This is a genomic window from Klebsiella sp. CN_Kp113, assembly GCF_040064585.1.
GTDB classification, from domain to species: domain Bacteria; phylum Pseudomonadota; class Gammaproteobacteria; order Enterobacterales; family Enterobacteriaceae; genus Klebsiella; species Klebsiella michiganensis.
The window spans coordinates 62,614-86,390 of the sequence record NZ_JBEAID010000035.1; the positions used below are offsets into that span (position 1 = coordinate 62,614).

Annotated in this window: 20 protein-coding genes; 5 read left to right on the forward strand and 15 right to left on the reverse strand. The window is 49.6% G+C overall.

Annotated elements, in window-relative coordinates:
- Nucleotides 1-131 precede the first annotated feature (131 nt).
- From ABLV30_RS22780 to ABLV30_RS22795, 4 genes are all read right to left on the reverse strand, one after another.
- Nucleotides 132-890, reverse strand: a complete 759-nt coding sequence (locus tag ABLV30_RS22780) for a hypothetical protein (protein WP_167820575.1) — start codon at nucleotides 888-890, stop codon at nucleotides 132-134.
- Nucleotides 891-906: 16 nt separating this feature from the next.
- Nucleotides 907-1,410, reverse strand: coding sequence for a HEPN family nuclease (locus ABLV30_RS22785; RefSeq protein WP_151350085.1), 504 nt, complete (start codon nucleotides 1,408-1,410; stop codon nucleotides 907-909).
- Nucleotides 1,411-1,864: 454 nt separating this feature from the next.
- A complete protein-coding gene (locus ABLV30_RS22790) occupies nucleotides 1,865-3,355 on the reverse strand; it encodes an RES family NAD+ phosphorylase (protein ID WP_240949879.1) in 1,491 nt (496 codons plus the stop codon).
- 385 nt (nucleotides 3,356-3,740) lie between these two features.
- A complete protein-coding gene (locus ABLV30_RS22795) occupies nucleotides 3,741-5,420 on the reverse strand; it encodes an SgrR family transcriptional regulator (RefSeq protein WP_265800421.1) in 1,680 nt (559 codons plus the stop codon).
- A 222-nt stretch (nucleotides 5,421-5,642) separates the two neighbouring features.
- On the opposite strand from ABLV30_RS22795, the gene ptsG reads away from it, so the two are divergent.
- Genes ptsG through hxlA form a run of 4 tightly spaced genes read left to right on the forward strand, consistent with a single transcriptional unit; the run spans nucleotide 5,643 to nucleotide 9,230 of the window.
- A complete protein-coding gene (gene ptsG / locus ABLV30_RS22800) occupies nucleotides 5,643-7,169 on the forward strand; it encodes a glucose-specific PTS transporter subunit IIBC (protein WP_167820573.1) in 1,527 nt (508 codons plus the stop codon).
- Complete coding sequence (locus ABLV30_RS22805) at nucleotides 7,166-8,008, forward strand: glucose-6-phosphate isomerase family protein (RefSeq protein WP_265800424.1); 843 nt, start codon at nucleotides 7,166-7,168, stop codon at nucleotides 8,006-8,008. Before ptsG ends, ABLV30_RS22805 begins: the two co-directional genes overlap by 4 nt.
- On the forward strand, nucleotides 8,008-8,571 hold the full coding sequence (gene hxlB, locus ABLV30_RS22810) for a 6-phospho-3-hexuloisomerase (protein WP_167820656.1): 564 nt from the start codon (nucleotides 8,008-8,010) through the stop codon (nucleotides 8,569-8,571). The genes ABLV30_RS22805 and hxlB overlap by 1 nt, the downstream gene beginning before the upstream one ends.
- 23 nt (nucleotides 8,572-8,594) lie before the next feature.
- The gene (hxlA, locus tag ABLV30_RS22815) at nucleotides 8,595-9,230 is read left to right on the forward strand and encodes a 3-hexulose-6-phosphate synthase (protein ID WP_167820571.1); all 636 of its coding nucleotides are present in this window, start codon (nucleotides 8,595-8,597) and stop codon (nucleotides 9,228-9,230) included.
- 71 nt (nucleotides 9,231-9,301) lie between these two features.
- Here hxlA and ABLV30_RS22820 read toward each other — a convergent pair whose 3' ends face one another.
- The 6 genes from ABLV30_RS22820 to ABLV30_RS22845 form a co-directional block, all read right to left on the reverse strand.
- On the reverse strand, nucleotides 9,302-10,504 hold the full coding sequence (locus ABLV30_RS22820) for a DUF3883 domain-containing protein (protein ID WP_045333261.1): 1,203 nt from the start codon (nucleotides 10,502-10,504) through the stop codon (nucleotides 9,302-9,304).
- 294 nt (nucleotides 10,505-10,798) lie between these two features.
- The gene (locus ABLV30_RS22825; protein WP_265800462.1) at nucleotides 10,799-11,812 is read right to left on the reverse strand and encodes a Gfo/Idh/MocA family oxidoreductase; all 1,014 of its coding nucleotides are present in this window, start codon (nucleotides 11,810-11,812) and stop codon (nucleotides 10,799-10,801) included.
- 10 nt (nucleotides 11,813-11,822) lie between these two features.
- Nucleotides 11,823-12,803 carry a PTS glucitol/sorbitol transporter subunit IIB gene (locus ABLV30_RS22830; RefSeq protein WP_265800428.1) on the reverse strand — a complete coding sequence of 327 codons (981 nt, stop codon included), beginning with the start codon at nucleotides 12,801-12,803 and terminating at the stop codon, nucleotides 11,823-11,825.
- The gene (locus tag ABLV30_RS22835; RefSeq protein WP_265800430.1) at nucleotides 12,800-13,174 is read right to left on the reverse strand and encodes a PTS glucitol/sorbitol transporter subunit IIA; all 375 of its coding nucleotides are present in this window, start codon (nucleotides 13,172-13,174) and stop codon (nucleotides 12,800-12,802) included. The genes ABLV30_RS22830 and ABLV30_RS22835 overlap by 4 nt, the downstream gene beginning before the upstream one ends.
- Entirely contained in the window at nucleotides 13,171-13,692 is a 522-nt protein-coding gene (locus ABLV30_RS22840) for a PTS glucitol/sorbitol transporter subunit IIC (protein WP_265800432.1), read from the reverse strand. Before ABLV30_RS22840 ends, ABLV30_RS22835 begins: the two co-directional genes overlap by 4 nt.
- Nucleotides 13,693-13,804: 112 nt before the next feature.
- A complete protein-coding gene (locus ABLV30_RS22845; RefSeq protein ID WP_265800434.1) occupies nucleotides 13,805-14,089 on the reverse strand; it encodes a transcriptional regulator in 285 nt (94 codons plus the stop codon).
- Nucleotides 14,090-14,183: 94 nt separating this feature from the next.
- Between ABLV30_RS22845 and ABLV30_RS22850 the strand changes: the two genes are divergently transcribed.
- The gene (locus ABLV30_RS22850; protein ID WP_096903694.1) at nucleotides 14,184-14,540 is read left to right on the forward strand and encodes a helix-turn-helix transcriptional regulator; all 357 of its coding nucleotides are present in this window, start codon (nucleotides 14,184-14,186) and stop codon (nucleotides 14,538-14,540) included.
- 317 nt (nucleotides 14,541-14,857) lie between these two features.
- Here the strand turns inward: ABLV30_RS22850 and ABLV30_RS22855 are convergent, their stop codons facing one another.
- The 5 genes from ABLV30_RS22855 to ABLV30_RS22875 all read right to left on the reverse strand — a co-directional run bounded on the left by ABLV30_RS22855 (nucleotide 14,858) and on the right by ABLV30_RS22875 (nucleotide 23,677).
- Complete coding sequence (locus tag ABLV30_RS22855; RefSeq protein ID WP_265800437.1) at nucleotides 14,858-16,927, reverse strand: DUF927 domain-containing protein; 2,070 nt, start codon at nucleotides 16,925-16,927, stop codon at nucleotides 14,858-14,860.
- A gap of 35 nt (nucleotides 16,928-16,962) precedes the next feature.
- Nucleotides 16,963-17,178, reverse strand: coding sequence for an AlpA family transcriptional regulator (locus ABLV30_RS22860; RefSeq protein WP_209419748.1), 216 nt, complete (start codon nucleotides 17,176-17,178; stop codon nucleotides 16,963-16,965).
- Between the two features lie 534 nt (nucleotides 17,179-17,712).
- Nucleotides 17,713-19,506: a response regulator receiver domain gene (locus ABLV30_RS22865; protein ID WP_348865678.1), complete on the reverse strand. Its 1,794-nt coding sequence runs from the start codon at nucleotides 19,504-19,506 to the stop codon at nucleotides 17,713-17,715.
- Nucleotides 19,503-22,469: an ATP-binding protein gene (locus ABLV30_RS22870; protein ID WP_348865679.1), complete on the reverse strand. Its 2,967-nt coding sequence runs from the start codon at nucleotides 22,467-22,469 to the stop codon at nucleotides 19,503-19,505. The genes ABLV30_RS22865 and ABLV30_RS22870 overlap by 4 nt, the downstream gene beginning before the upstream one ends.
- On the reverse strand, nucleotides 22,469-23,677 hold the full coding sequence (locus tag ABLV30_RS22875; protein ID WP_209419751.1) for a DNA cytosine methyltransferase: 1,209 nt from the start codon (nucleotides 23,675-23,677) through the stop codon (nucleotides 22,469-22,471). Before ABLV30_RS22875 ends, ABLV30_RS22870 begins: the two co-directional genes overlap by 1 nt.
- Nucleotides 23,678-23,777: the final 100 nt, after the last annotated feature.

Here is a 23,777-nt window from a genome sequence, read left to right on the forward strand (position 1 = left end):
TTCCCTGTCGTGATGTTTTACTTACTCCTTACCGAAACCATATTATATCAAATAATTACTTGCCGTAGCAGCAGGGTATTTTGACGATAAAAGCCATCTACAGGGGGCCGGACGGTATACTGCTTTGATTGTTACAGAAACTCCACATTGACAATTTGTTCATGCGACACCGGTATCCCCCCCCGATCAATACCGTATATCGATAGCCCGCTGGGCCGAATACCTCTGACTGAGGTATACGCATAACTTAACGCGGCACTGAGGGCGTGCAGCTGATGTTGTACAACCGATATAAACCACACAATACAAGGCTGAAGCAGTTGCTGATAATGTGTGGACAGATCCCGGCCATAATATTGCTGATAGGCCCTGCAGACGTCTTCGACCAGTTCGGGTAACCCGAGGTACTCATGCTGGCTGAGTAAGCTGGCGTGTTCGTGCGTTTCCCGAATGAGGTAGCCATAGGGTCCCCAGTGCGCCGGATCCAAGGTACGCATCCGGAACATCTCCTCCGGTACACCACCATGAACGTTCCACTTCTGCAGTCGGCTACTGACTTCAGTATCTGGCGCTAGGGCGATAAGCATGTCCATCACACGTTTTTCTGACTGCTCAAGGCTGAGTAACCCGTCAGAGAACAGGTTACCCGGAACAGTGCGGGTACCATGGAACCAGTAGGCGGATGAATAGTCAGCCGGAGCTCCAAAACGCTCACATGCATAATGATACAGGTATTCCTCAGGGGGGATATCAATGTGCAGGTCAGTCTCATAAAGAGCATCAAGATCGAAAGCCAGGAGGGCAACCGACAAACTGGATGGTGAACAACCAAACCCGGCAGAAAGCGACCGGAGGGTACTGGCCCGGGTTGAGCAGTCGAGAATAGGCATTGCTTCTTTAGTCCTTTTACTGAACTTCCTGCAGGTTCAGTCTTTGAGTAGATCGGCGATGCAAGTTTGTCACTAAGCTGTCAGCATAATACTTCAGAAAAGAGAACAGCTCTGAAGTCTTGAAAATAGCGTAAACCTCTCTCTCACTTCCTTGTTCGGTGTCGATAAAAACAATTTCATCCATCAGATTTTCCGGGCTAAGTGCGCGGGTCTCTATACTGAAATGGGCAACAGAATGCCGCATTTTAATGATGAGATTTTTTAGTGTCATTTCAGGACCCGGTAGGGATGAATGACGCAGCCCCATCTGTGCCTTCAACTCAGAAGTCAGCCGATCTGCAGGTAGCCTAGATATCACCCGTTCTTTGGGCATAACGATGAGGCCTAACAGACAGTTCAGGATTAGGGTGTAATTAAACTGCTCAGGAAAGGGGCGTTCTTCAACCGTCCCGGTGTACTGCTCGATTAAGGCAATGGTTCGCTCTACAAAGTCGGTTTCAAAATCCGCGTAATTTCCCATCTAATTTTTCCCGGAAGGTTACAAAGTACGACATATTTTATATCGTTGAAGAGATATGTCTGCGAAAAATTGTTACTGCAGGTATTGCTCAAATACCGGCCATGTGGAATTCCAAACGGGATCAGGTTCAGAGCACCAGTGGCGGAGTCTGGTTTTCAGAATTTGTAGTGCCTGAGCAGCAATACCCATGGTGATATCAATCATGGTTGGCCTCATATCATATAAGTCAGGCCCCATTGTTCGCCATCTGCACAGCGGTGTCGGCACCCGAAAATATTTTGTTATTGTCGTTCCGAGTATCTGTTGTTTTCGGTTTATCGTTTTTCCAGATTCTATGTACAAAAGACAGAAAAACAGTGAGTTGCAATAGGTTTAACGACTGACAAGGTGTTACACAGAAGCGATATTTTACCAAGATCAAGCTACTACGCCATTGACCCTGACTAGTCGATAATCAGTACGGTATGTCATCCGGCCAGCCCTCATCCCAGGGCGGCGTTGCGGGGATATTCGATCTGGAGGCGAGTTCTTCGACTATATGCTTTCTCCGGCTTACTTCGGCAGAAGAGTAGTCAAGAGTAACCCCGCGAATGTGGTGAACACTGACGGTTGCGAGCTCAATTTCCAGTGCGGGTTTACGGTCATCAAAGGGGCGATTGGCCACATCATATCCGTTTTTTTCCGGTGTCGACTCCTCCATTTCAGCTATCTGCGTTACGCAGATGTCCTCTTCCCAGTCATCTTTGGCGTACATATGCCCATAACTGATCCTGCAGTCAGTCAGTGCAGGCATTGTAAGATATCTTACCCTTGAAGCTTTATGGAACAGGACAACATTATAATTTTCAGACGGCGAGAGATTAGGATTCTGGACCGAGGGGTAAAGGATCCCGTCGAGTGCAAGCTGAGAGGAATCGGCTAGATATTCGGCAATAACCTGGGTCGGGATATAGAGGAACTCTTCCTCACCAGGCAGAACAGGGTCTGTCATCAACCCGGACAACTTTCTCAGAAAAGCGACCTGTGCGCGTTTATTAATGAAGTCGGGATCAAAATAACTCCCGCCCTCCCAGACATTTTCGAGGGCCGGAAGGTTTAATAACCTGAGGGGCCGGATGATACGGAACCCGGCACAGACTACGTTGCATCCAGCCGGTGGACGAATTTCCGGGATTGCTGTTGCAACAGAGCTGGCCCCGTAAAAAACAGAAATGCCTCTGGCACTCATTCGGTTTGCACCGCTGAAATTGTGAGGCGGAGGGCCCAGTTCACGATCAGGATTAACCAGCATATTCTCAAGATCATCGTGGTTACGACACCACCGGGCACGATAAAGGATAGGTATGGCCGTACCGCTTCCGGCTTTAATGATAACCTCTTTCTCTCTGCCAGCATGCATGTTCTCTACGCCGCTGAAAATGCCGTCTAGCGTTTCTCTGACTGAATGGTTTATGAACCTGGATTCTGTTTTCAGGCTGGAGACAAATTTTGCCCACATACCGTCAAGGTGACTCGTATCAACCTTTTGGCGTTCTTCATAATGTGATCCAGAGTAAAACTCGGTTTCCTCTCCCATAACAGCCGAATCAAAGTCATAGTGTCTGCTCTCCAGACACTGTTGAACTGCACTGGCAACTGCCGTCCGGGTCTGAAGAAGATCTTCAATAAGAGTGTCTATTTCATAGCCATGCCGATACCAGCTATGCTCCCCATGCTTAATCATGGCGTATTCCATAGGGTCAGGATCTACTGGTGTCCGTATGAAGTGTTGTTCGATGGCTGTCTCGGTTACATCACTTATCCCTTCAAGCGTGAAGCAGGGACTCTTTTCACCACAGTAAGTACAGACCTCGTTAAGGCCTTCATTCTTGATCCGGGTACTGAGGAAAGACTCTCCTATGCATGAGGCACAAATCCAAGTTTCTTCAGCTTCATCACTACACATCAGACGTGCTCCAAGGTGGGTGGTGTTAGACCACGCAATTTTATTAGAAAGACTGAAGTTTAACCAAACTTCCACTTAAACATATTTTCGGATCTCTAGTGAATAAAGTCATCCTTCAAAATAGTACCAATGCATTAACGTAGCTGGACATAATCCGAGGTGTATGTGGTTTGCTAGATATTTTGATTTTAGTGATGGATACATGTCGTTCTGAATTTGTGCTAGCAGTACGACTGAAAGGGTGTTATGGATTTCACCATTCGATGGAATCTGAGGGCATTGCCAATGCAGATGACCAAACGTTCCCCGAACCCAAATCCCGCACTTCCCTCCCTTACCCTTAAAGGCCTTTAAAGGCCCTTTAGCGAGCTTTTGCGGGCGTGCATTATTCGAGCCAGAGCTGGCTGAAATCCGGCCATCCCAGCGTATTTAAATCCCGCCAGGTAAATGACTTCTCGGTCGCAAATTCCATCCAGTGATGCAGCAAAGGAATGACATATCGCTGATGGGTCATCTCATGGAAAAAGGTGGCAATGGTGGCGAAGGCCTGTTCATCATCGCTGTTCAGAATGGTCGGCAGCAGGGCGTTCAGGTTTTGTCGCTGGGCTTCAGGCAAGCGCGTAAACAGCGCTGTGGACGCCAGCCATTCCAGAAACGCCGGAACCGAAAGGGTATCGAGCATAAAGTTGCTGAGCCAGATATCCGCAGGGGGGCGCGGCTGGGTGTTAAAGCTATCAAATGCGTCGATCCGTATTTCGGCGCGAATATGCCAGCGTTCAAGCAGGCGGCGAATTGCTCCGGCAAGCTCCACCAGTTCCGGTTGCTGAAAGGTGCTGATAATAACTGGCTGACGCAGGTTAAACGGCGCGGTGATCCCGCCAAAATCTACCGGGCGGTGGTTCCACTGCGGCAGCATGCCCTGAGCAACGGAGAGGATGCGCGCATATTCGTCGGGAAGCTGCGTCTGGCTGAGGAGTTCGACAGGTTGCAGCAGGTAATTGATAAACCGCCTTCCGGCCTCATCCGCAAAGGCTCCGTCACCGTCGAGCAGCACAAAGCAGCATCCCTGCTCCAGACTACGCTCGTTGAGCGGGCGGTCATCCTGCGCCTCTTCACCCCGCAGCAGGGGAATAAAGCTCATGCTGATATGCTCCGGAGCCCAGGTGAAAATGGTGATCTCATCCAGTCCGGGGCGCGCCTGGTGCCAGTGTTGATTGCGCCGCAAAACCATAAAGTTGTCGCTGTGCTCCTGTAGGTGGAAAGCACCGGTAGAGCGGATGAGTCCGCGCTGGTAATCGAACAGCATCGTCGGCTGAGTGGCGAGCAGACAGTCGAGCCGTCTGACCGGGTGATGCGTTTCAATCACCAGATGCCAGGGGGCGTCTGCGGTGATGGTTTTGATTGGGCTGAAAAGCGGGGCGAACTGCGGGCTCTGGCTGGCGGCGAGCAGGCAGCGCTGAACGGCGCTGGCATCCAGTTCGCTGCCATCGGCAAAGCGGGCGGTGGATTTCAGCCAGAACTCCCAGCGGGTGAAGTCCTCGTTGTGGGTCCAGTAGTGGGCTATATCGGGGACGATCCTGCCCTGAACGGCGTCATAGCGCGTCAGTCCGCTCAGGCACTGGCGCAGGAGATGGCGTTCGGTCCGTCGCAGGGGGACGAGCGGGTTAAGCGGATCCAGATTGCGATAGTAGGGGATGCGTACCCGCGTTTCGCTGCTTTTATCCTGTACCCCAAAGCGCCACAGGCTCAGGCGATCCAGCAGATACTTGTCGTTGCCGATAAACCGCAGCACGTTGCCGTAATCCTGCTTCTCCAGCAGCTTATTGACGTTCTGGCTGAACAGCTTTTCCGGCGAGGTTAACAGATGGAGTCGTGAACGCTTGCCGCGTCCGCGCTGCGGCTGCCAGTCGAGCCATTTTTCCTGGTGCATCTTTTTCAGCGCAATTCGGCAGTTACGCACCGAACAGCCGAAGATGGCGGCGATCTCGTGCATCTGTAATTCGTGCGTCTGACCTGCGCCGTAGCGGGCGTGTAGTCTGCGAAAATGCGCCTCGAAGATACTCATGTGATGGCCTCCCACCGAACGCGATTTCCTCTTTTATCCCTTTCTGATGGCTTCTGGCGTGATTGTCCTCATAAATTTTCCGGTTTTAAGCGAAAACCGGAAATAACTTTCGTCTTCGATTGCTGTTTTTTTAAGCATCTCGGGTTCGGATACTGAAGGTGTTCGGAGCAGAACCTGCTGTTGTGCGAATCCCTGTCATAAAGACGCGCTCAGGAGATCGAGATGAAAAGATTCAACCTTCTGCAAATGTTACAAAGCATCGGGCGATCGTTAATGATCCCCATTGCCATGCTGCCTGCCGCCGGTATTTTGCTGGCCTTCGGCGTCAGCTTTCAGGATCCCAATATTGTCGCCAGCCTGCCGTTTCTCGGCGCTGACTGGCTGGTACACGTGCTGAAGCTGATGGCGGAAGCGGGCAGTGCGATTTTCGCTAACCTGCCGCTGCTGTTTGCGGTCGGCGTGGCGGTGGGACTTAGTGATGATCAGGGCATTGCCGGGCTGTCGGCGATCGCCGGGTTTCTGATTATGAACGTCACCATCGGCCAGTTTCTGGGGATCACGCCCGAGTCGGTGGCGCAGGTGCGTGATTACACGCTGGCGCTGGGCATCCCTTCGCTCCAGACCGGCGTGTTTGGCGGCATCATTATCGGGATTATCGCCGCCTGGCTGTATAAACGCTATTACCGCATCCAGCTTCCTTCGTGGCTGGAGTTCTTTTCCGGCAAGCGCTTCGTGCCGATAGTCACCTCCTTCGCCGCGCTGTTTGTCGGGCTGGTGATGGCGGTGGTCTGGCCGCCGGTTCAGCATCTGATTAATGGCCTGTCGAATACCATGACGGTGCAGGGGCCGGGCGTGTCCGCCTTCCTGTTCGGTTTTGTCGAGCGGCTGCTGATCCCGTTTGGTCTTAACCATGTCTGGTGGCCGACGTTCTGGCTGCAGTTTGGCGAGTACGTGAACAAAGCCGGGCAGGTGGTGCATGGCGACCAGCTTATCTTCTTTGCCCAGTTGAAAGATCAGGTGCCGATTACCGCCGGAACCTTTATGGCCGGGCTGACGCCGATCAAAATGTTCTGTATTCCGGCGATTGCGCTGGCGATCTACCGCTGTGCCAGCCCGGAAAACAAAGCGCGGGTGAAGGGCATTATGCTCTCTGGCGCGATCACTTCCATTGTCTGCGGCATCACCGAGCCGATTGAGTTCTCCTTCCTGTTTGTTGCGCCCGTGCTGTATGGCATTCACGCCGTCCTGGCGGGGCTGGTGTTCCTGCTGATGGAGTGGTTCAGCGTGCACATCGGGCTCTCTTTCTCCGGCGGGCTTATCGACTATCTCTTCTTTGGCGTCCTGCCACGCGCACCTCACTGGTACATGGTGTTCCCGGTCGGGCTGGTGATGGGAGCGTTGTACTACGCCCTGTTTACCTTTGCCATCCGCCGCTGGAATTTGCTGACGCCGGGGCGTGAGGTCGAAGAAAGCGCGGTGGCGCAGGCAAGCGAACAGAACGACCTGGTGAGCGGCATCATTCTGGCCTATGGCGGGCTGGGGAATATGACCAGCATCGAGGCCTGCATGTCGCGTCTTCGCATTGACGTGACGGATAAGACGCTGGTGGACAAGGCGCTGCTGAAACAGCTTGGCGCGGCGGGTGTCGTCGAGGTCGGGAACAATATCCAGAGTGTCTTTGGCATGAAATCCGATCGGCTGAAAGAGGCGATCCGCGCAGCTAACGCGTATACACAGGAGGCAAAATGAAACAGCTACACCACAGCGGCTTACCGCTATACCTCGATGACGACGGCGTGATGGCGCTGAAACCCCCGCTGAACTATCTCGGCTTTGGTCGCAAAAACGCCGGGCAGATGGCGGTGGTCTTACCGGAGTTCACCGAAGCGCTATGTGATGAACCGGCTTACGATGTTTATCGCGGGCTCAGCTTTGCGGAGGATCAGGAACGGCTTGCTGCCGACCAATACCAGTATGACATCACCATCATCATGCCGGGAACGATTGGCAAGGAGCGCAAGAAAACCAGCGGCCATTATCACGGCTATAACGACACGCGGCGCAACACCCATCCGGAAGTGTACGAAGTGATTAAGGGGACAGCGGCATATATTCTGCAAAAGTCGCCGGATTTTGCCGTCGCGCCAAAAGATCTGCTGGTGGACGATCTTATCGTGGCGGTGGTGAAGGAGGGGCAGAGCATTATCGTGCCGCCGAATTACGGCCACTGCTCCATCAATATCGGCGACGGGCCGCTGGTGTTCAGCAACCTGGCCTATAAACCCTGTGCGGTTCACTACGACACAGTGCAGTTTTACCACGGTATGGCCTGCTACATCGTGGAGGAGAACGGGCAGCTCTGCGTGCGCAAAAATCATTACTACCCGCATATTCCGCACATCAAATTCGCCACCGTCAAAGAGAACCCGCATCTTGGCATCACCTTCGATACGCCGCTTTATCAACGCTATCGCGCCGCACCGGAACGTTTCCATTTTCTGGGGCATGTCGATAACTATGTCCGGGAAATCATGGGGATGCTCGAGTATCAGGATGATTTATTCCCGCTCAGTCAGGAGGACGCATGATGGAAACGCAATCTGTTGCAGGCGTCGCCTGTAGCGACTTGAATCAGGCGATGTCGCGGATTGATGGCGCTGCGCTGGCGCGTCTGGAGCAGGCCATTGCTGACGCGAACGCGATATTTGTTTTTGGTGCAGGGCGTTCGCTGTTAATGCTGAAAGCTTTTGCGATGCGCCTGATGCATATCGGCTTGAAGGTGCATGTTGTCGGCGATGTGGTGACGCCTGCGCTGCAAAAAGGCGACCTGCTGCTGCTGGTCAGCGCATCGGGCGAAACGGCTTCGCTGGTGAATGTGGCTACGAAAGCGAAACAACTGGGCGGCACTGTGGCCTTGCTGACCATTTTCCCCGAGTCCACGCTGGGGAAACTGGCGGAGGTGGTGATCAGGATCCCGGCCTATTCCGACAAACTGCCGGATGGACCTGAGAATGTGAAAGGTATTCTGCCCGGCGGCAGCCTGTTTGAAGAGGCGGTCATGGTGCTGGGCGACGCCATGATTGTGAATCTGGCCCAGTCGACGGGATATCGCTTAACCAAAGGCTTTGCGCTGCACGCCAACCTCGAATAGTCATTCGATACAAGGAAACCAACATGAAATTACAGCTTGCCCTGGACGAGTTAACCCTGCCTGAAGCGCTGGTATTTATTGAGAAGGTGGTTGACGACGTTGATATTATTGAAGTGGGTACCCCCTTTCTTATTCGGGAAGGCATGAACGCGATTAAAGCCATTAAAGAAAAATACCCGCATAAGGAAGTGCTGGCGGATGCGAAAATTATGGATGGCGGCCATTTTGAGTCGCAGCTGCTTTTCGACGCCGGGGCAGACTATGTCACGGTGTTAGGCGTGACTGACGTGCTGACTATCCAGTCGTGCATCCGCGCGGCAAAAGAGGTCGGAAAGCAGGTGGTGGTGGATATGATCTGCGTCGACGATCTGCCCGCGCGGGTCCGCCTCTTGGAAGAGGCGGGCGCGGATATGCTGGCGGTACACACAGGCACCGACCAGCAGGCGGCAGGGCGCAAGCCGATTGATGATTTGATAACGATGCTGAAGGCGCGCCGGAAAGCCCGGATTGCCGTGGCAGGCGGCATCAGCAGCCAGACGGTAAAGGACTATGCGCTGTTAGGCCCGGATGTGGTGATTGTGGGATCAGCGATCACGCATGCGGTGGATCCGGCAGGTGAAGCGAGGAAGATTTCACAGGTGTTGTTGCAGCATCACTGAGGTGAAGGCGCAGGTGACTCTGCGCCTGATTTCACACTTTTAAAGTTATGAGCTGGAGGTTGTCGAAACTATTAAGCAGGTTCTTCCAGATCGAACCTAACAACGTAAGCACAAGGGGACATTTCACTCTTAGTGTAAAGATCTTGAGCATGTTTTACATATAGATTGCATGGCTCTCCATCTTTCCCATACTGTACAAGATAAAAATAATAGTTTTTACGGTGGTTACTTAAATTAGAAACGGTGAGTTCATTTCCTGAGAGGAAAAAACGGAATGCTCCCTCTTTTCCATCTCGGCCAATTGATTTAACTTCGATGTATCGCTCATCACCTGGGGCATTAAAAGAAAGAAAGTCGTAACCATAAGTTGGACGATTACGGCGATCATCTATTTCCTCAGCTAGTTTTGAATAGCCGAGACCGATTAGGCGGTTTTTTTCCCAGTTTAATGCATATTCTTCGCTTTTTTTGCCTATTAAATCACGATTGTCCGTTATTTCTTCAAAATTGACTTCGGGATGGTTTCTTTTTTGTGGTTTTTTAACTATCACAGCAGGAGCGCTGCTAAGATCCTTACGTATGAACTGGGCATAAAGGAAGGACATATATTTTGGATTGCTCCAGTTTCGGGTGATTTTATGCTCTAGTTTTTTCTTGAATAACAAATGTTGATATTTACTAATAAACTGTTGCTCTTTTATACCCATTTCCATAGCAATTTCTTTAAGATGATCTTTGCTGCAAATGTTTATAAAGTGTTCTGGAAAGTAAAGGCTCAATATTTTAGCCTTAAACATTTGGGATAGGGGGTTCTCGTCAATCGCTCTAAAATCTAATTCTTTCCCTGACTGTATTAGGTCTAGTAAAGCGTCTTTAACATTAGCGAAAACTTCTTTATTAGTACTATCATCATCGCCAAATTTCTGAGTAAAACGATAGCGGACGGTTGGATCTGATTTTGATTTTCCATAATAAATACCAAATTTGAGCGCCGTCGCACCTTGCATATTTGCCCATGTTCTGGTTTTTACTTCAACACAAGCACAAAATGAGGCCGTGCCTTTGCCGATGACATAGTCATCAAGCGTCATTTTTTTTAGGCGATTAAGGGGGTAAAGTTGCAGAAATTGGCCGCGTGCACTTAAGGCATTATCTTCTTTGGCTGTATCGTAATCTTTTTCAAAAAGACGAAGAATATCATTAAAATTTGTAGGGAGGGACATAATAGCTCTTCTTAAAATGGTTTTTAAAGGGACATTATGAAACTCCAACATTATAATTTGCTTGGGACTTTTTTGAAATACTTGTTGACTATTATTGGCGCAATAAACATAGATGAGAGGTTTAGCATGATACTATTGGCAGGAAGGTGAAAAAGGTCATAGCCATAAAATACCTCTATTCACCTTAATGACTAAAAAACATACAATCGTGTGTGGGGTTTTGTTGCGGCAGGATGGAAAACATTAATATATCTGCGGGCCAAAGCCTGACGAGTGAATAGACCAGTGAGTAGAATTAGCAAAATCATATGGAACTGGCACAGGGAGCTACCCTGTGCCGTTTGTTTAAACATCTTCAGGTTTCCCGCTCTCCAGACTGCGGTGCACCGCCTCACAAATACGGCTGACCGCCAGCCCATCCTCTGCGGTGACCGGGTACGGCGCTTTATGTATGACCGCCCGCACAAAGTCATTGATCGGATCGATACCAAAACCTCTGGCAACGCCGTTGCGGTAGTTGATGAAATAGCTGTTGGGGGTGAGCGTCATCCCCGGCGTGGTGATTTCCAGCCCGCGATGCTGCGACGTGCTGCGGATATAGGTTGCCTCACAGAGGATATCAATACGCCCGTCGTTGTCCTTCGGAAAGCCTTCCGGCAGCACCCACGAGTTCTCGACCACCCACGAACTGCCGTCGGCCATCGTCAGCAGGCTCTGTACGCTGTCGAAGGTGTCGAGGCCGCATTCGGCCATCAGCCGCTTCTGCCCGGCGGCATACACCGATACCACTTCCTGACCTGAAAGGTGCCGCACCAGGTCAAAGCAGTGTGAGCCGAGAAACCACACCGGGGAGCTTGCGCCAGCCCAGTTCAGCCACTCTGTCGGCACGATGATGACATCGTCCATGCTGATATGCCCGCGCAGGATGCGCCCGGCTTCCGGCTTCTCCAGTTCAGCTTGGATGCGCATCACCGCCGGGTCCCAGCGCTTGTGGAAATCGACGCCGACCAGCAGGTCCCGCTGCTGCGCCATCTCCACGATAAGCTCGCACTCGCGTACCGAGGTGGCGAGCGGTTTCTCCGCCAGCACATGTTTGCCGTGGCGCAGGGCGGTGAGGATGGATTCGGTGTGGTACGGGTCCGGTGTCGCCACCGAAACCACGTCGACGGCTTCCTCCTGTAACAGGACATCCAGCCGGGTGTAGCCCATCACGCCGTAGGCCATGGCGAGGTCGTCGCAGCGTTCTGTGTCGGTGTCACAGATGGCGACCAGCACCGTGTCCGGGTTATGGCGGTACGCGTTCATATGGTGCTTGCCGTAGATACCTGCGCCGACCACGGCGGCTCTGATTTTGTTCATCATTGAGTCCTCAGAATAAGCCCAGGGAAAACAACCAGCCGACTATTACCGCAAGCGGTCCGGTCAGTTGTCTCGACAGCAGAAAGGCGGGTACACCTTTTGCGATGGTCTCCGGCTTCGCTTCCTGCATGGAAAGTCCCACCGGCACGAAGTCGCAGCCGACCTGTACATTGATGGCGAACAGAGCGGGCAGGGCGAAGGCCGGGGATATTGCGCCTGCGCCAATCTGGGTGCCAATCATCACGCCAATCACCTGCGAGATGGCCGCACCCGGCCCGAGCACCGGGGAGAGGAACGGAATGCCACAGATGAGCGACAGCAGCACCAGCCCCCATAGCGAGTTCGCCAGCGGCGTCAGGGCATGGGCAATCAGGCTACCGAGTGCGGTCTCCTGCACCAGGGCTATCAGCAGCGAGACAAAGGCCATAAACGGAATGACGTTGCGCAGGGACACGTCCACCGCCTCGCGGCTGGCGGCGAACAGCAGGGCGATAACATGGCCGACGGCGGTACCGGTCTGTTCGACCATGCGCACCAGTTTCTCCGTGTCGCGCGGCGGTGGCGGCGTGGTGATAACCCGTGGTGCAGCGACAGGCACGGACTCTGGTTCATCGTCCGGGGCTTCGGCGGTATCGACCAGAACCAGTTGCTCCATCGTCACGCCGGAAACGTAGTTATCCTCGGTAATAAACTGCGCCAGCGGCCCGGCGCGCCAGGTAGGCAGCACGTTGATGGTCGGGATGCCTTTCTGCGGATACAGGCCACATCTCAGCGACCCGGCGCAGTTAATCACCACGCACAGGATGTCGTTATCCGGTGGAATGTCTGAGAAGCCGTTGACGATTTCCGATTCGGTGAGTGCGCCGATTTCTATCGCGACGGGATGGATTTCGCGTCCGGTCAGCGACAGCACCTTTTTGCCGCTGGCGACAGGTAGCCACAGCCCCTTGCCATAGCCGCCGGGGCCGGGAGGAATGAGCACCGTGTTCATGGGCGTCCCTCCGCAATCACCAGTTCCCCGTGGAGGGACGCAAGCGCAGGCAACGGACCGGAGAGGTGGACCACGCCGGGATGGAAGGCATTCAGCCCGCCGTCAAACTTCATGGTCAGGTGGCCGAGTTCAAACAGCGCCTGCTGCGCCTCTTTGCCCACGGCGGTAATGAGATAGCTGCACCCGGCCAGTAACAGAGTGTCACCGGGCAGAATGAACAGGCTCTCTTCCCGCAATAAGGTCTCCAGCGACAGCGAGTAATCGAGACAGTCCTTTGGCCCGTTGCTGTCGAAGGTGATGAGCATTTTGTCGGTCAGACCGTCGGCAACAAATACCCCGACGGCGACGATATGTGCACGGTAGGTCATCATGGCACGCTCCCCCGTTTGCTTAAACGCAGGAACAGGTACTCGGTGATAATCCCGCGTATCAGGCCAATCACCATGGCGGCCGCGATATAGCGCAGCGCCAGTGAGGTGACCGGGAGACCGAGCGCCTGGATCCCGGCAGCGACGCCGAGCCAGACGAACAGCTCCGACGGCACGACATGGGGAAACAGGCTGGTGAGCGGATGGGCGGTGGTGCCGAGCGCATCTTCATAACCGGGCTTGCTCTTCTCAGGTAAGAGCTTGCCGAGCGTCAGCGCACCGGGGCTGCTCATAAAGAACCAGCCGAGTACCGGCAGCACGCCGTAGGTGAGAATGCGCGAGCGGCCGAGCAGGGTGGCAACTTTCTCCATTCGCACGGTGCCGACCAGCTTCATCAGGAAATTGATGGCCAGCAGCAGGCAGATGAGCATCGGGATAAGCCCGGTCATCATGTCGAGGAAGATTTTGCCTGCGGCCTGGAACAGGTGGATAAAGCCTTCAGCCAGGGAGACCAGAAACATGGCGGCCTCCTGTACTCAGTGCGATGGTGCATGGTTGTGGTTCGGTGTGCATAAACAACTCTCCTGTCAGGTGTCGTTGGTTAATGCGTCCTGCCACTCACAGCGCGGGTCGTTATGTCCCGGAGTTGTCGGTTGTTGTCATGGGGTGAAGCGGTTTACGGGGTTCACGTTTGTTACTGGCATTGAGGTAACGGGCGGGCCAGATCGCTGATGGATGCACGTCGAGCGCAATGGCAATCAGCCACTCGCCTTTCGGCCACGGGCGCGTCAGGGTATTCGACAGCGTTGACGAGGCCAGTCCCGCTTCCCGCGAGAGTTTCGCCAGACTGGTACCACGTTTGTGTAAGGCGGCAACGATGTCGGCGGGGTGCCAGTCTTTGGTTGTTGACTTTTTCATCGGTTTTCTCTTTTTAACCGTGATAAATCACGCAATTCTTGAATATTGCTCTAAATGTAATCAAAATTCAAGTAATACATGAATAGGTAAGGGAATGCCTGAAGATGGTTGCTGCCCAGAAAGGGATAATTCCTGCATGTTCAGGTGCAGGGTGGCAATCGTGATTGGTAAAAGATTAAAGATTTCAAGAGTCAGGGCTGATCTGACGCAAGCGGAACTGGGTGTACTCGCAGGGCTGGATGAAGAATCCGCAAGCGCGCGTATCAGTTCGTATGAAAAGGAAGTCCATGCACCCGATTTCAAGCTTGTCTGTAAGCTGGCGGCAGCGCTTGATGTACCGGAAGCGTATTTTTATGCTGTAGACGATGAGCTTGCAGAATTGATCCTTCAGTATCACCGTTTTAAGAAGAATAATCCGGGCCGTACATTACTGTTTTCACCAAATCCTTAAAGGGCAAGCCCGTTCCCCTTATTCTCCCTTCCTTTCACCCTTTGCCTTTGCTGTCCCCTTTCGCCATTTTCATTCCTTATGTTTTTGAGGTGGTACAGGTGGGACAAGTGGTACAACCGCGCCAGCCGTGGCTTTGCGCTGTACCACCTGAAAAATGCCAGTCTGAAAAGTGGGACAGAATTAGCAACGGCTGTCCCACCCTGTACCACTTTTTTAAACCAAATACTGTAAGGTGGGACGCTGTAACCCGCGCCAGCTCTGCGTGTACCACTTGTCCCACCCTGTACCACCTTTTTTTAAGACACGCGAGATGGCACTCAGATACTGAGGATGCGGGAGGTGAGGCGGTAAACCCTGGCTTTGCCGATCTCCGGCAGGCGAACCTGCGACTGGTATTTCCCTTCGCTGCCGGGCAGCAGGCATTCTGCTTCCTGGCATAATCTCGCCGCTCTGGCGGGACTGAATCCCCGGCACATTTCCCGCCAGCCCTCCGGCAGGATGTGAAACAGTGTGTATTCCTCGCCCGTCAGCGGATCTTTTTCCACCCGGCGAAAGCCCACCATATTCAGCGGGCGGTCCGGGCCATCCCACGAGGCAAAACGGCTGTACTGGTGCGCGGTGATGAACCGCTTGATCTGCGCCAGCACGCCTTCATCCTCCTGGTTGGCAATATGGCCGCGCTCGTTCAGCCAGGCGTGCAGGCAGATCTGGATCGCCTCATACGCCGTGCCTTCCTGCCAGCCCGTGATGCCGTGCAATGTTGCCATCTCTCCGGCCACCGCCAGCAGCGCAAAGCGGGCCACGATGCGCTGCACCTGGTTTCCGGCATTCTCCGGCATCAGGGCGGTCTGGTAGCGGCGAAGTAATTCTCTTGCCAGCGTGGTGCTGGTGTCCATGTCGTGGGTGAGGAAGGCTAGCCAGGCACGAAAGGCGGTGCCGTGGAAGCGGGCTACCCGGTCGCAGAGGGCATCGGCAAATTGCTGGCCGCTGGCAAAACCGTGTAGCTGCTCAAACGCACCATGCTGCCCGGTGTCGCTGGGGATTTGTACCATGCGCACGTCCATTCCGGCGTAGAGGCGTTCTCCGGCGCGTTCGGTATGTTCCGCCAGCGACAGCTCCCCGGTGGAGAACAGCAGCAGCGTCCAGTGCCTGCGGTTGCGTACTTCGCCGTCGGTGCGGGCGCGCCCCTTACCCTGGCCGTTCGCCAGCATATAGGCAATCATTCCGGCTTCCCGCGGATCCACCTCGCGCAGTTCATCGAGCGGCAGCAGGGCATCGTTGTGGCGGCTGGCAATTCCTTCCAGCGCATTCCCGGTGGCCCGCCAGGAGTGCCAGTAGTCCGTGCCGCCACAGACGGAGGCGGCCACCTTCATCACCGTGGTTTTGCCGTCGGTGGACTCACCGCGCAGGTGAAAACCGCCACCACCCGTTCCGGTCAGGCGCAGCAGCGGGGCGGCCAGCGCACAGCAGACGGCAAAGACCAGCCGCGAGTTGCCTGCACATAGTGCGGCGACCTGCTCCTGCCACTCCGCCAGAGTACCGCCCTGTGCAAAGCCGCCAGTCAGGTAGTGGCTGCCCTGAAGGATGCCATTGTCGCCATCGGGACCGATAACCTCATCCGGCAGCACATACACGCCATTGTGCCAGCCGGTTTTCTCCACGCAGGTGACCCGGCGTCCGGGGAGTGACCGCGAGATATATTCACATAACAGGCTGCGCAGGGCGGGGCGGGTGGAGATGTAGGTCAGGCCGTTCTCCAGCAGGATGCGCCGCAGCTCCTCGCCGTTGCCGCTGAGCATAGCCATTGGCATGGCCCAGCGCCGCAACTGCCCGGTGGTGGTGTGCCATTCCAGCAGGCGGCCATAGCTGCCGTCATGGCTGTCGCAGGTGATGGCGGTGACGCGCAGAGGGGAACAGATGCGCTGGGGCTGGACGTCGCTTTCACCGTCCCGGCGTTCGGTGAGCTTGTCAAACCATAGCGCTTCTTCATCGAGGCGGAAGTGATCCGGCAGGATGTCAGAAGGCCTTTCCTGTCGCAGGCGTGCAAGCTGCCCGGTCCAGTTCTCCACTAACTCACCGTCGGGGGTCATCAGCCGCGCCATCTGCACACCCGCGTGTGCCAGTTTTACGGCGATTTTCAGCAGGTCTTCTTCGCGTATATCGCCGGTACGAAGTACACGGGCATAGAACGTGTCGGGCCTGATAATGGTCAGGTTGTCCAGATCGGCCAGTTCATCCGGGCCGAGCACCACCGGAGGAATATCATCTTCCCAGTCGGGATCTTTTCGCCAGACGCGTGAGGTCTCCCATGCCAGGCTTCCGGCCAGGATCACCACCTCGAGCGTGCGCTCGGGAGACTGCTTGTTGAGAAAAGGGGCGCGTTTCATGATGGGGTATCGGTCGGCTCATCCCTGAGCGTGGATTAACGGATGGCGGTGCGGCGCTGTTGCCACCGGCGGATTTCAGCAGCATCGAAGACCACCAGTCGGGAAGAGAGGTGGACGGGGCGGGGAAAGTCGGTGTCTTTAATCAGGCGGTAAACCGACGATTCACTCATCGCCAGAAACTGGACCACCTGACGCATACGCACATTACCGCTTTCGGGAAAAGCATCGTTACTGTCAGCACGGGTTTTCATGATTGCACCTCACGGGAACAGAGTGTCGAGGCGGTTATAGCGCGGAACGGGGAGGGGAGGTATAGGTCCGGGTGAAAAAGTGAAGTCCGGATAGAAAGTAATGAGTCCGGGAAGAAGTTATTTGCTGTCAGAACTAATGATTTTCAATAATTAATTGAAAATAAATGGTTTTATTCTATCTTGAACAATCAAACCCCTACATACATAGGTTAACGAATGGCGGTGCACGGCTGTAAACAATCCACAACAACTGTCACGACTTCACACTCAAATATGAGCAGGAAGAATATGCTAGTACGAATCATTCAAATCAAAGGGTGAGCACCAAATTTGAAATTATTCGTAATATCCATAAAAAGCAGTCAGCAGTTAAATATCCAGTGAGATGATAGTTATAAAGAGGAATAAGAAATAATCTAGAAATTGCAAGTGACACGGCATAGTTACTGTAAATATGAGTATTGTATGATTAATCTGCTAGATTAATATGGAAGCACCAAACGACGTTGACACTTCCATAAATTTTGTCGTTAGTTAGGCCCACATGCTCCTAATATCCTGAAAATCAAGACCTACACGAGTTTGAGATGCCCCAAATTTATGTAATATATTTAATGCATATTCATATCGTAATTCAGCAATTGCAACTGCCCTCACTTCTTTCATTACCAGTGCTTTGCTATCTTCTGAAATTTCTTCTCTTGCAGCATATAGGGTTATTGATTGTTCGTCTTTATAATTTCCTTGGCCACTTGCAAAAAAAGTGTCCCATACGATATTGTCCTTTCCTAGAGAATAAGCTAAGGGAGTATCTCCATCATTCAAGAAAAGATATTCATTTCGATTCGCATTTTTATTAGCATCCTTAATGGGGACGGATTCTAATTTAACTGCCTTAAAGGCTAAATAAGAGTCTCCTATACGAGATTGCCACTGCTTCACTCTCTGACCTGGCACCATATCACAAGCAGGGGTAACACACACCCATTTTTCATCTCCAATTTTTAATATAGTTCCAGTTTTTAAATGATTATTGTTTACTGACATCGAGCAACTGTAAGCGTTTAAAAGACCTAAAGTCTTATCTCTATCTATCATGCACTCGCTAAAGAAACCTTTGACAAATTCCTTATTATCTTGAGATGTCTCGCAACCCGCAGCTTTAATGATTTTTTTAGAAAAATCCCTAAGCTCTAATCGAGAGGCTGTCGCTAACTGCTCCCAATGAAGATTAATTGCTTTATCGTGGGCAGAATCATTATCAGCGTTCTCCAGGAGATTAAAGAGCCATCCAGCTTGGGCTGGCCTATTATTTATAATTTTGCATGCCTGCTCAATACCTTTTTCATCTAGTTCATAACGCATTTTGGCCATAAGTAGATGCATTGGTGAAGCATTTCGTTTGACTAATGCTGCATGTAATGAACCGATCAACTCTTCAGCTGGATCATCTGAGCTTTTTTTTATTACTGATATAAATGTTTTACCTGTGCTTATGAAATTTGATTCTTCACTCCAATCCCATTCAAAATCAGGACGGATCTCTTTCTCTAAATTTATTTTTCTTCTTAATAAGTCCTGAAATTTCCATTTAACTAATTCGTTAACATCTATACCAGTTTCCATAGAAAGTTCAGTGATTTGTGAATGAAAACCATGCATGGTATGTTCTTCATTTTCTATATTTAAAAAAACAGAGCTGTTATTGTTTTTATAAGAAGTTAAAATTGGAAGCAAATCCAGGGAGCTATTAATCCATGAGTAATCCGCTCCATCATTGTTATCATCAAGCCAATCATTCATTCTACTGATAGTGTTATCTGAGGGTTTTAGCTCATTACTGAAATCTATCGTTATTAGTTCGCAAAGGATTTCAATAAATACTTTCTTTATATCATCAGCATAGCCCTTCGTGTGTACCAAAATTAAATTATAGTGATTATTATCATCAAGAGACTTTATTATTTCTCTTGCTCGTGTTCCATCATCAATTGAAGGTTCACCATCCAAATGATAATCTAATATAACTAAATCACTATGATGTATATGTGGTGGGACGTTACTATCCCCTCCAATAGCAGGGTAGCGCCCGCTAAAAACATCAATACCCCACTGGTATGTTGTATGACACATATTAATGATTTTCTTTAACCGCTCTATATTTGCATCAACAGTGCTGTTTTCAGGGGGGGGAACCGAACCAGAAAATTGTGACTCTATTAATGATAGAAGAGTCGGATATTCATCATCAATGACTGTGACATTTCTGATAGGTTTTATAAATGCTTCTTCTATTAAAGAAGAATATGTAATTGTCGAATCAGTCATTTTATCAATCCTTTCAACGAAAGAGCGAAGTTCTCACCACAAAGAGTTTTAAAATCATTTCTGGTTTCATAGCGTATACTATGCCCACCAGCCATAAGATTCTGCTTGCAGAGATAAAGGCCGACTCCTCGTCCACCTCTTTGCTTACGGGTGAAGAAGAGCGTAAACAGACTATCTATATCATCTTCATCAACACCGGGACCATTATCACTAACAATTATCTCATCATCCTTGAATGATAGAATTATTTCTTTATCAGCCCTGTTTTGTCGTTGTACCCAATATACTGAGTTGTTTATCAAATTAATAAAAACAGGATAAATACGTGATTGTAGTTCCATAAGAGATATATTATTGAACTCAGGAGTACATGTGAATATTATATTGCCATTCTCGAAATGTTTAGCGAAATATCCTCTCACATATTCACTTATATCATAACCTGTAATTCGTTGTACTTCCTTTTTACCGGAAAGTTTTAAAGGAGATAGAAACTTTAACTTATCTATTAAAGATTCATGGTATGTAAGTGCCAGTTCTAAATTTTTTCTCTGGAAGTCTGTAAGCTCAGTATTGCTCATCATTTTGAGAGCATGCGTGAGTTCCTGGTCTAGCCCATCAAGTTCATGCCCAATAATTTCTACTGTGATACCAAGTTGTGCTAAGGAATGAAGTCGAGTTATTTCCTCTTGATACCTAACAGACTCATTCATGCTATGTATTGCCAATCCCTCCAAATCAATCTGCTCATTAATTCTTTCTAAAGCAGTTATATAAGGGGAAAGTTTCTGTGCATTTTCTATTTCTATTTTTTGATGTTCTGCATCTAGTTTCTCAAGTACATAGGCGAGGGAAACTTTCTGAAGATTTAGGTCTTCAAGGCTATCTTCCATTGCAATTTTGTATTGCTCGCGACAATTCTTAACTAGCTCCTCGAACTCGCTTTGTTGCTTCACAAGCATATCTTTACCTCGAGAAGCGTACTTTGTAATACTATTATTAATACTAGCGACCTTACTTCGATAAACCTCGCTTGCTTTCTCGTATTCGCTCTTGTCAGTAGACTCTTCTATTGCTCTGTTGATTAGACATGTAAGTCCTTTTATCATTTCTTTGCATTGAAGCTCTTCCTTTCTGTAAGCGCGATAGTCCTCTTCTAATCTGCCTAAATTAGTAGGTATTGGACTTAAAGAAAATCCTTGAATCTGCTCAGAAAAATCATCTACAGTTCCCTTTAAGGCTTGGAGATCATCGATTGAATTTAGATTTATTCGATTTTCTAAGTTTTTACTAAAATCGGAGATTGTTAATGCTAAATTGTGTAAGGGATTTAAGTTATTCTTTATGGATGTGCGTATTCTTTTCCTTTCTTTGGAAAGCAATTTATTGCGATCATCTATAGCTTTTTGTAGGGTTTTCTTTTCCCTAATATCTTCTAAAGCTTCGCCTCTTCCCTTAGAATAACTGCCGAAATGTTTATCAGCAGAATCGATCAATATTTTTTGAACAATTTCACGGAATATTTTAGATGCTCTGTTTTCAATAAATCCTTCGCGTCCTGCTTTATCTTTTAAATTAGGATTGTCATGACGAGTAATGGCGATACGCCCGAACATACGGCGACCTGACCAAAAATATCTACCAGCATTTTTTGAACGACGCTCTTCAATAGAGAAATAATCGCTATCAGCACGTCCATATGGCATTACTCGCAAACCATCTCGATACACTCTGAAGCCTGAATATTTTTCAGACTGTTCCATAAAATGAGCATGCTGTGAATCATTGAGTGATGTGCTGTTAATATTCAGTTCAAATGCTCCGATTCGCAGATGGAATGGGCCAAAAGCACTGTCTTTTCTTGTTTTGTATATTTGCTTTGGTTTTATGACATAATCTTCAATCCACTCACCAAAAACTTTTACTCGTCCCTTAAAGTATCCCTCGTTATCAACAGTTCCTTCAATGATATGTTCTAAGTCTTCTAAGTTTCGTAAATCAAATTCGCGATTTTCACCTATAATTACTTTAGGCAAACCATTAACCCAACCAGTTACGCTGTAGTTAAAATCACTAATTAATGGTTCGCCATTTTTCGAAAATGGATCGGTGAAGTTTGAAAGCGTTTGGAAAAAACGCTCCCGGGTACTTTTTTCCGCATCATCAGTTTGGTTAAGATCTGCATTTGAAAGTTGTATGTATAAGTCATATTGCACATCTGCAATGAACATAGCCGTTCCATGTAATGACTCGCCATTCCATACTGACCATTTACTAAAATGTTTTTCTTTAAAAACATCCTGGATCAGGGTTTGCTCTATTTTCTTTTGAGTTGTGATGTCTAAACCATCCTCTAACTCTTGACGACTAAAAGAATCCCATGCTGCTGCAATTCTCTTGGTTCGCTCAAGATCATGAGAGTCTCCCCATACATTCCCCATCATCTGGTCAAACAAAAGGGGAAGTATTTCACAAAGCTCATTTTTATGACTAAATTCTCTAACTGGTATTTGAACATCACTTAAGAATAAAAAGGGATTTTCAAATAAACGCCAGTCAATAAGTGCAGCAACAAAATCGCTATTTTTCCTTTTTGATATAAGCAGTAATAGAGGTCCGATAGCGGCTGAGGATAAGCGTCCTATACCTTTTTGACCTTGTTTAGGCCGTTCAGGCAAACCATCTCGATCATCTTCAGGAATATTGAATCCATTTATTTTGGACTCAGTACCAACAACAAGCCATTTCGACTCAAACTCATCCCGATTCATCCCGTGACCATTATCGACTATGGCTGAAACGTTGAGATCACCATCAAAAATATGAAGGGCTACATCACGTGCATAGGCATCATAAGCATTTTTCCATAATTCAGAAATAGCTGTAGGGCAATCGGCTATCTGCTCTCGGCCTAGATGGTCAATTGTCCTTGCCCTAGTTTGAAAAGTGACATGATCAGTCATCAAATGCATTCCTTATCATAATCAATATATCCACATTTAGCCGAATCGACTTCAATTTTCTGTATTGATAGCAAATTAATAATCGATTTAAGTAATGCTTCACCTAATTTTACGGGAACGGCATTACCTATTTGTTTGGCAATGGCCATCGTTCCACCATGAAAAATATAGTCATCAGGAAATGTTTGTAAACGGGCTGCATGTCTTAATGTAATACCATGATGCAACCAAGGATGGACAAATCTCCCCTTCGACGGGTTGTTACAACCAGTGGTTATTGTGTTCGAAGGCAAATGTGGATAAATCCGACCATACACGTCCAGATGACCACTGTAGTTCTTGTGGCAGGCAAGTTGTCTCCCAGATTCGGTTCTGTCTCCTAGTAATGGCGTATTTTTAAACAACAACTGCATTTCAGCTGAATGTTCCATATGAACATTACATGGATCTTCTTTGGGGATCGGTGAACCCCATTGCAATTGTTTTAGACGATTTTCTGCAAGCTCAATCGACATGTTGAATTTTTCGACTAATCGCTCTCTGAATTCAATTAAAGTCGACTCCGGCGGGCGTTCGAAAACGCAAGAAGATGTGACCCATTCTTGTTTGCCAGTTTTGGTATGGGTAGGTTCGGGAGGCCATACAAAACCGCTGGTATCTATATCCGATCTAACCGCTAGTATGAAAGCTCGCCTTCTGTTTTGTGGGACACCGTAATCCCTTGCATTAAGAATGAAAGGTTTTCCACCAATCACTCGATAGCCATGCTCATGTGTTAATGAGAAAAATTGAGTCAGATACTCGGCATGACGCGGCCAGAGAAGGCCAGGTACGTTTTCAACTAGAAAAATCTTTGGTCTGAATTTTTCGACAAAATCAAAGTAACGGAGCAACAAAGCGTTTCGAGGATCATCTTTTCCTGCATCATTAATCCGATGCGTCGAAAAACCTTGACAAGGCGGGCCTCCCAAAATGAGATCCAGTTCCCCAGCTTTCACCCCCTGAAACCTCATTAGAGAATCTATATCAACATCATTGATGTCTTGAGTAAAAACCTGAGTCTGAGTTTCATAATTTTCAACTAGGTTTCTGTGATAGGTTTCTGACGCAAGCTTATCCAGCTCGATTGCAACCTGAACATCAATACCGGTCCTGTATGCAGCGAGTGAAAATCCTCCTGCGCCGGCAAATAAATCAATAGCTTTCAATTTTAGGTACTCAGGTTCTAAGTTCAGTTTCAAACATTATACGCAGCATACTTTCCTTGTCCTACCCCTCGGATGTGCGGACCTACCTTGCTGACCATCG

Excerpts from the sequence above, each read along its gene's own strand:
- ptsG (WP_167820573.1), top strand. The coding sequence starts at position 5,643 with ATGAAAAGATTCAACCTTCTGCAAATGTTACAAAGCATCGGGCGATCG.
- ABLV30_RS22785 (WP_151350085.1), bottom strand. The coding sequence starts at position 1,410 with ATGGGAAATTACGCGGATTTTGAAACCGACTTTGTAGAGCGAACCATT.
- ABLV30_RS22790 (WP_240949879.1), bottom strand. The coding sequence starts at position 3,355 with ATGTGTAGTGATGAAGCTGAAGAAACTTGGATTTGTGCCTCATGCATA.
- ABLV30_RS22855 (WP_265800437.1), bottom strand. The coding sequence starts at position 16,927 with ATGAAACGCGCCCCTTTTCTCAACAAGCAGTCTCCCGAGCGCACGCTC.
- ABLV30_RS22845 (WP_265800434.1), bottom strand. The coding sequence starts at position 14,089 with ATGAAAAAGTCAACAACCAAAGACTGGCACCCCGCCGACATCGTTGCC.
- ABLV30_RS22860 (WP_209419748.1), bottom strand. The coding sequence starts at position 17,178 with ATGAAAACCCGTGCTGACAGTAACGATGCTTTTCCCGAAAGCGGTAAT.
- ABLV30_RS22865 (WP_348865678.1), bottom strand. The coding sequence starts at position 19,506 with ATGACTGATTCGACAATTACATATTCTTCTTTAATAGAAGAAGCATTT.
- ABLV30_RS22840 (WP_265800432.1), bottom strand. The coding sequence starts at position 13,692 with ATGTTTCTGGTCTCCCTGGCTGAAGGCTTTATCCACCTGTTCCAGGCC.
- hxlA (WP_167820571.1), top strand. The coding sequence starts at position 8,595 with ATGAAATTACAGCTTGCCCTGGACGAGTTAACCCTGCCTGAAGCGCTG.
- ABLV30_RS22780 (WP_167820575.1), bottom strand. The coding sequence starts at position 890 with ATGCCTATTCTCGACTGCTCAACCCGGGCCAGTACCCTCCGGTCGCTT.
- ABLV30_RS22830 (WP_265800428.1), bottom strand. The coding sequence starts at position 12,803 with ATGAACACGGTGCTCATTCCTCCCGGCCCCGGCGGCTATGGCAAGGGG.
- ABLV30_RS22805 (WP_265800424.1), top strand. The coding sequence starts at position 7,166 with ATGAAACAGCTACACCACAGCGGCTTACCGCTATACCTCGATGACGAC.
- ABLV30_RS22825 (WP_265800462.1), bottom strand. The coding sequence starts at position 11,812 with ATGAACAAAATCAGAGCCGCCGTGGTCGGCGCAGGTATCTACGGCAAG.
- hxlB (WP_167820656.1), top strand. The coding sequence starts at position 8,008 with ATGGAAACGCAATCTGTTGCAGGCGTCGCCTGTAGCGACTTGAATCAG.
- ABLV30_RS22835 (WP_265800430.1), bottom strand. The coding sequence starts at position 13,174 with ATGATGACCTACCGTGCACATATCGTCGCCGTCGGGGTATTTGTTGCC.
- ABLV30_RS22795 (WP_265800421.1), bottom strand. The coding sequence starts at position 5,420 with ATGAGTATCTTCGAGGCGCATTTTCGCAGACTACACGCCCGCTACGGC.
- ABLV30_RS22820 (WP_045333261.1), bottom strand. The coding sequence starts at position 10,504 with ATGTTGGAGTTTCATAATGTCCCTTTAAAAACCATTTTAAGAAGAGCT.
- ABLV30_RS22850 (WP_096903694.1), top strand. The coding sequence starts at position 14,184 with ATGCCTGAAGATGGTTGCTGCCCAGAAAGGGATAATTCCTGCATGTTC.
- ABLV30_RS22870 (WP_348865679.1), bottom strand. The coding sequence starts at position 22,469 with ATGACTGATCATGTCACTTTTCAAACTAGGGCAAGGACAATTGACCAT.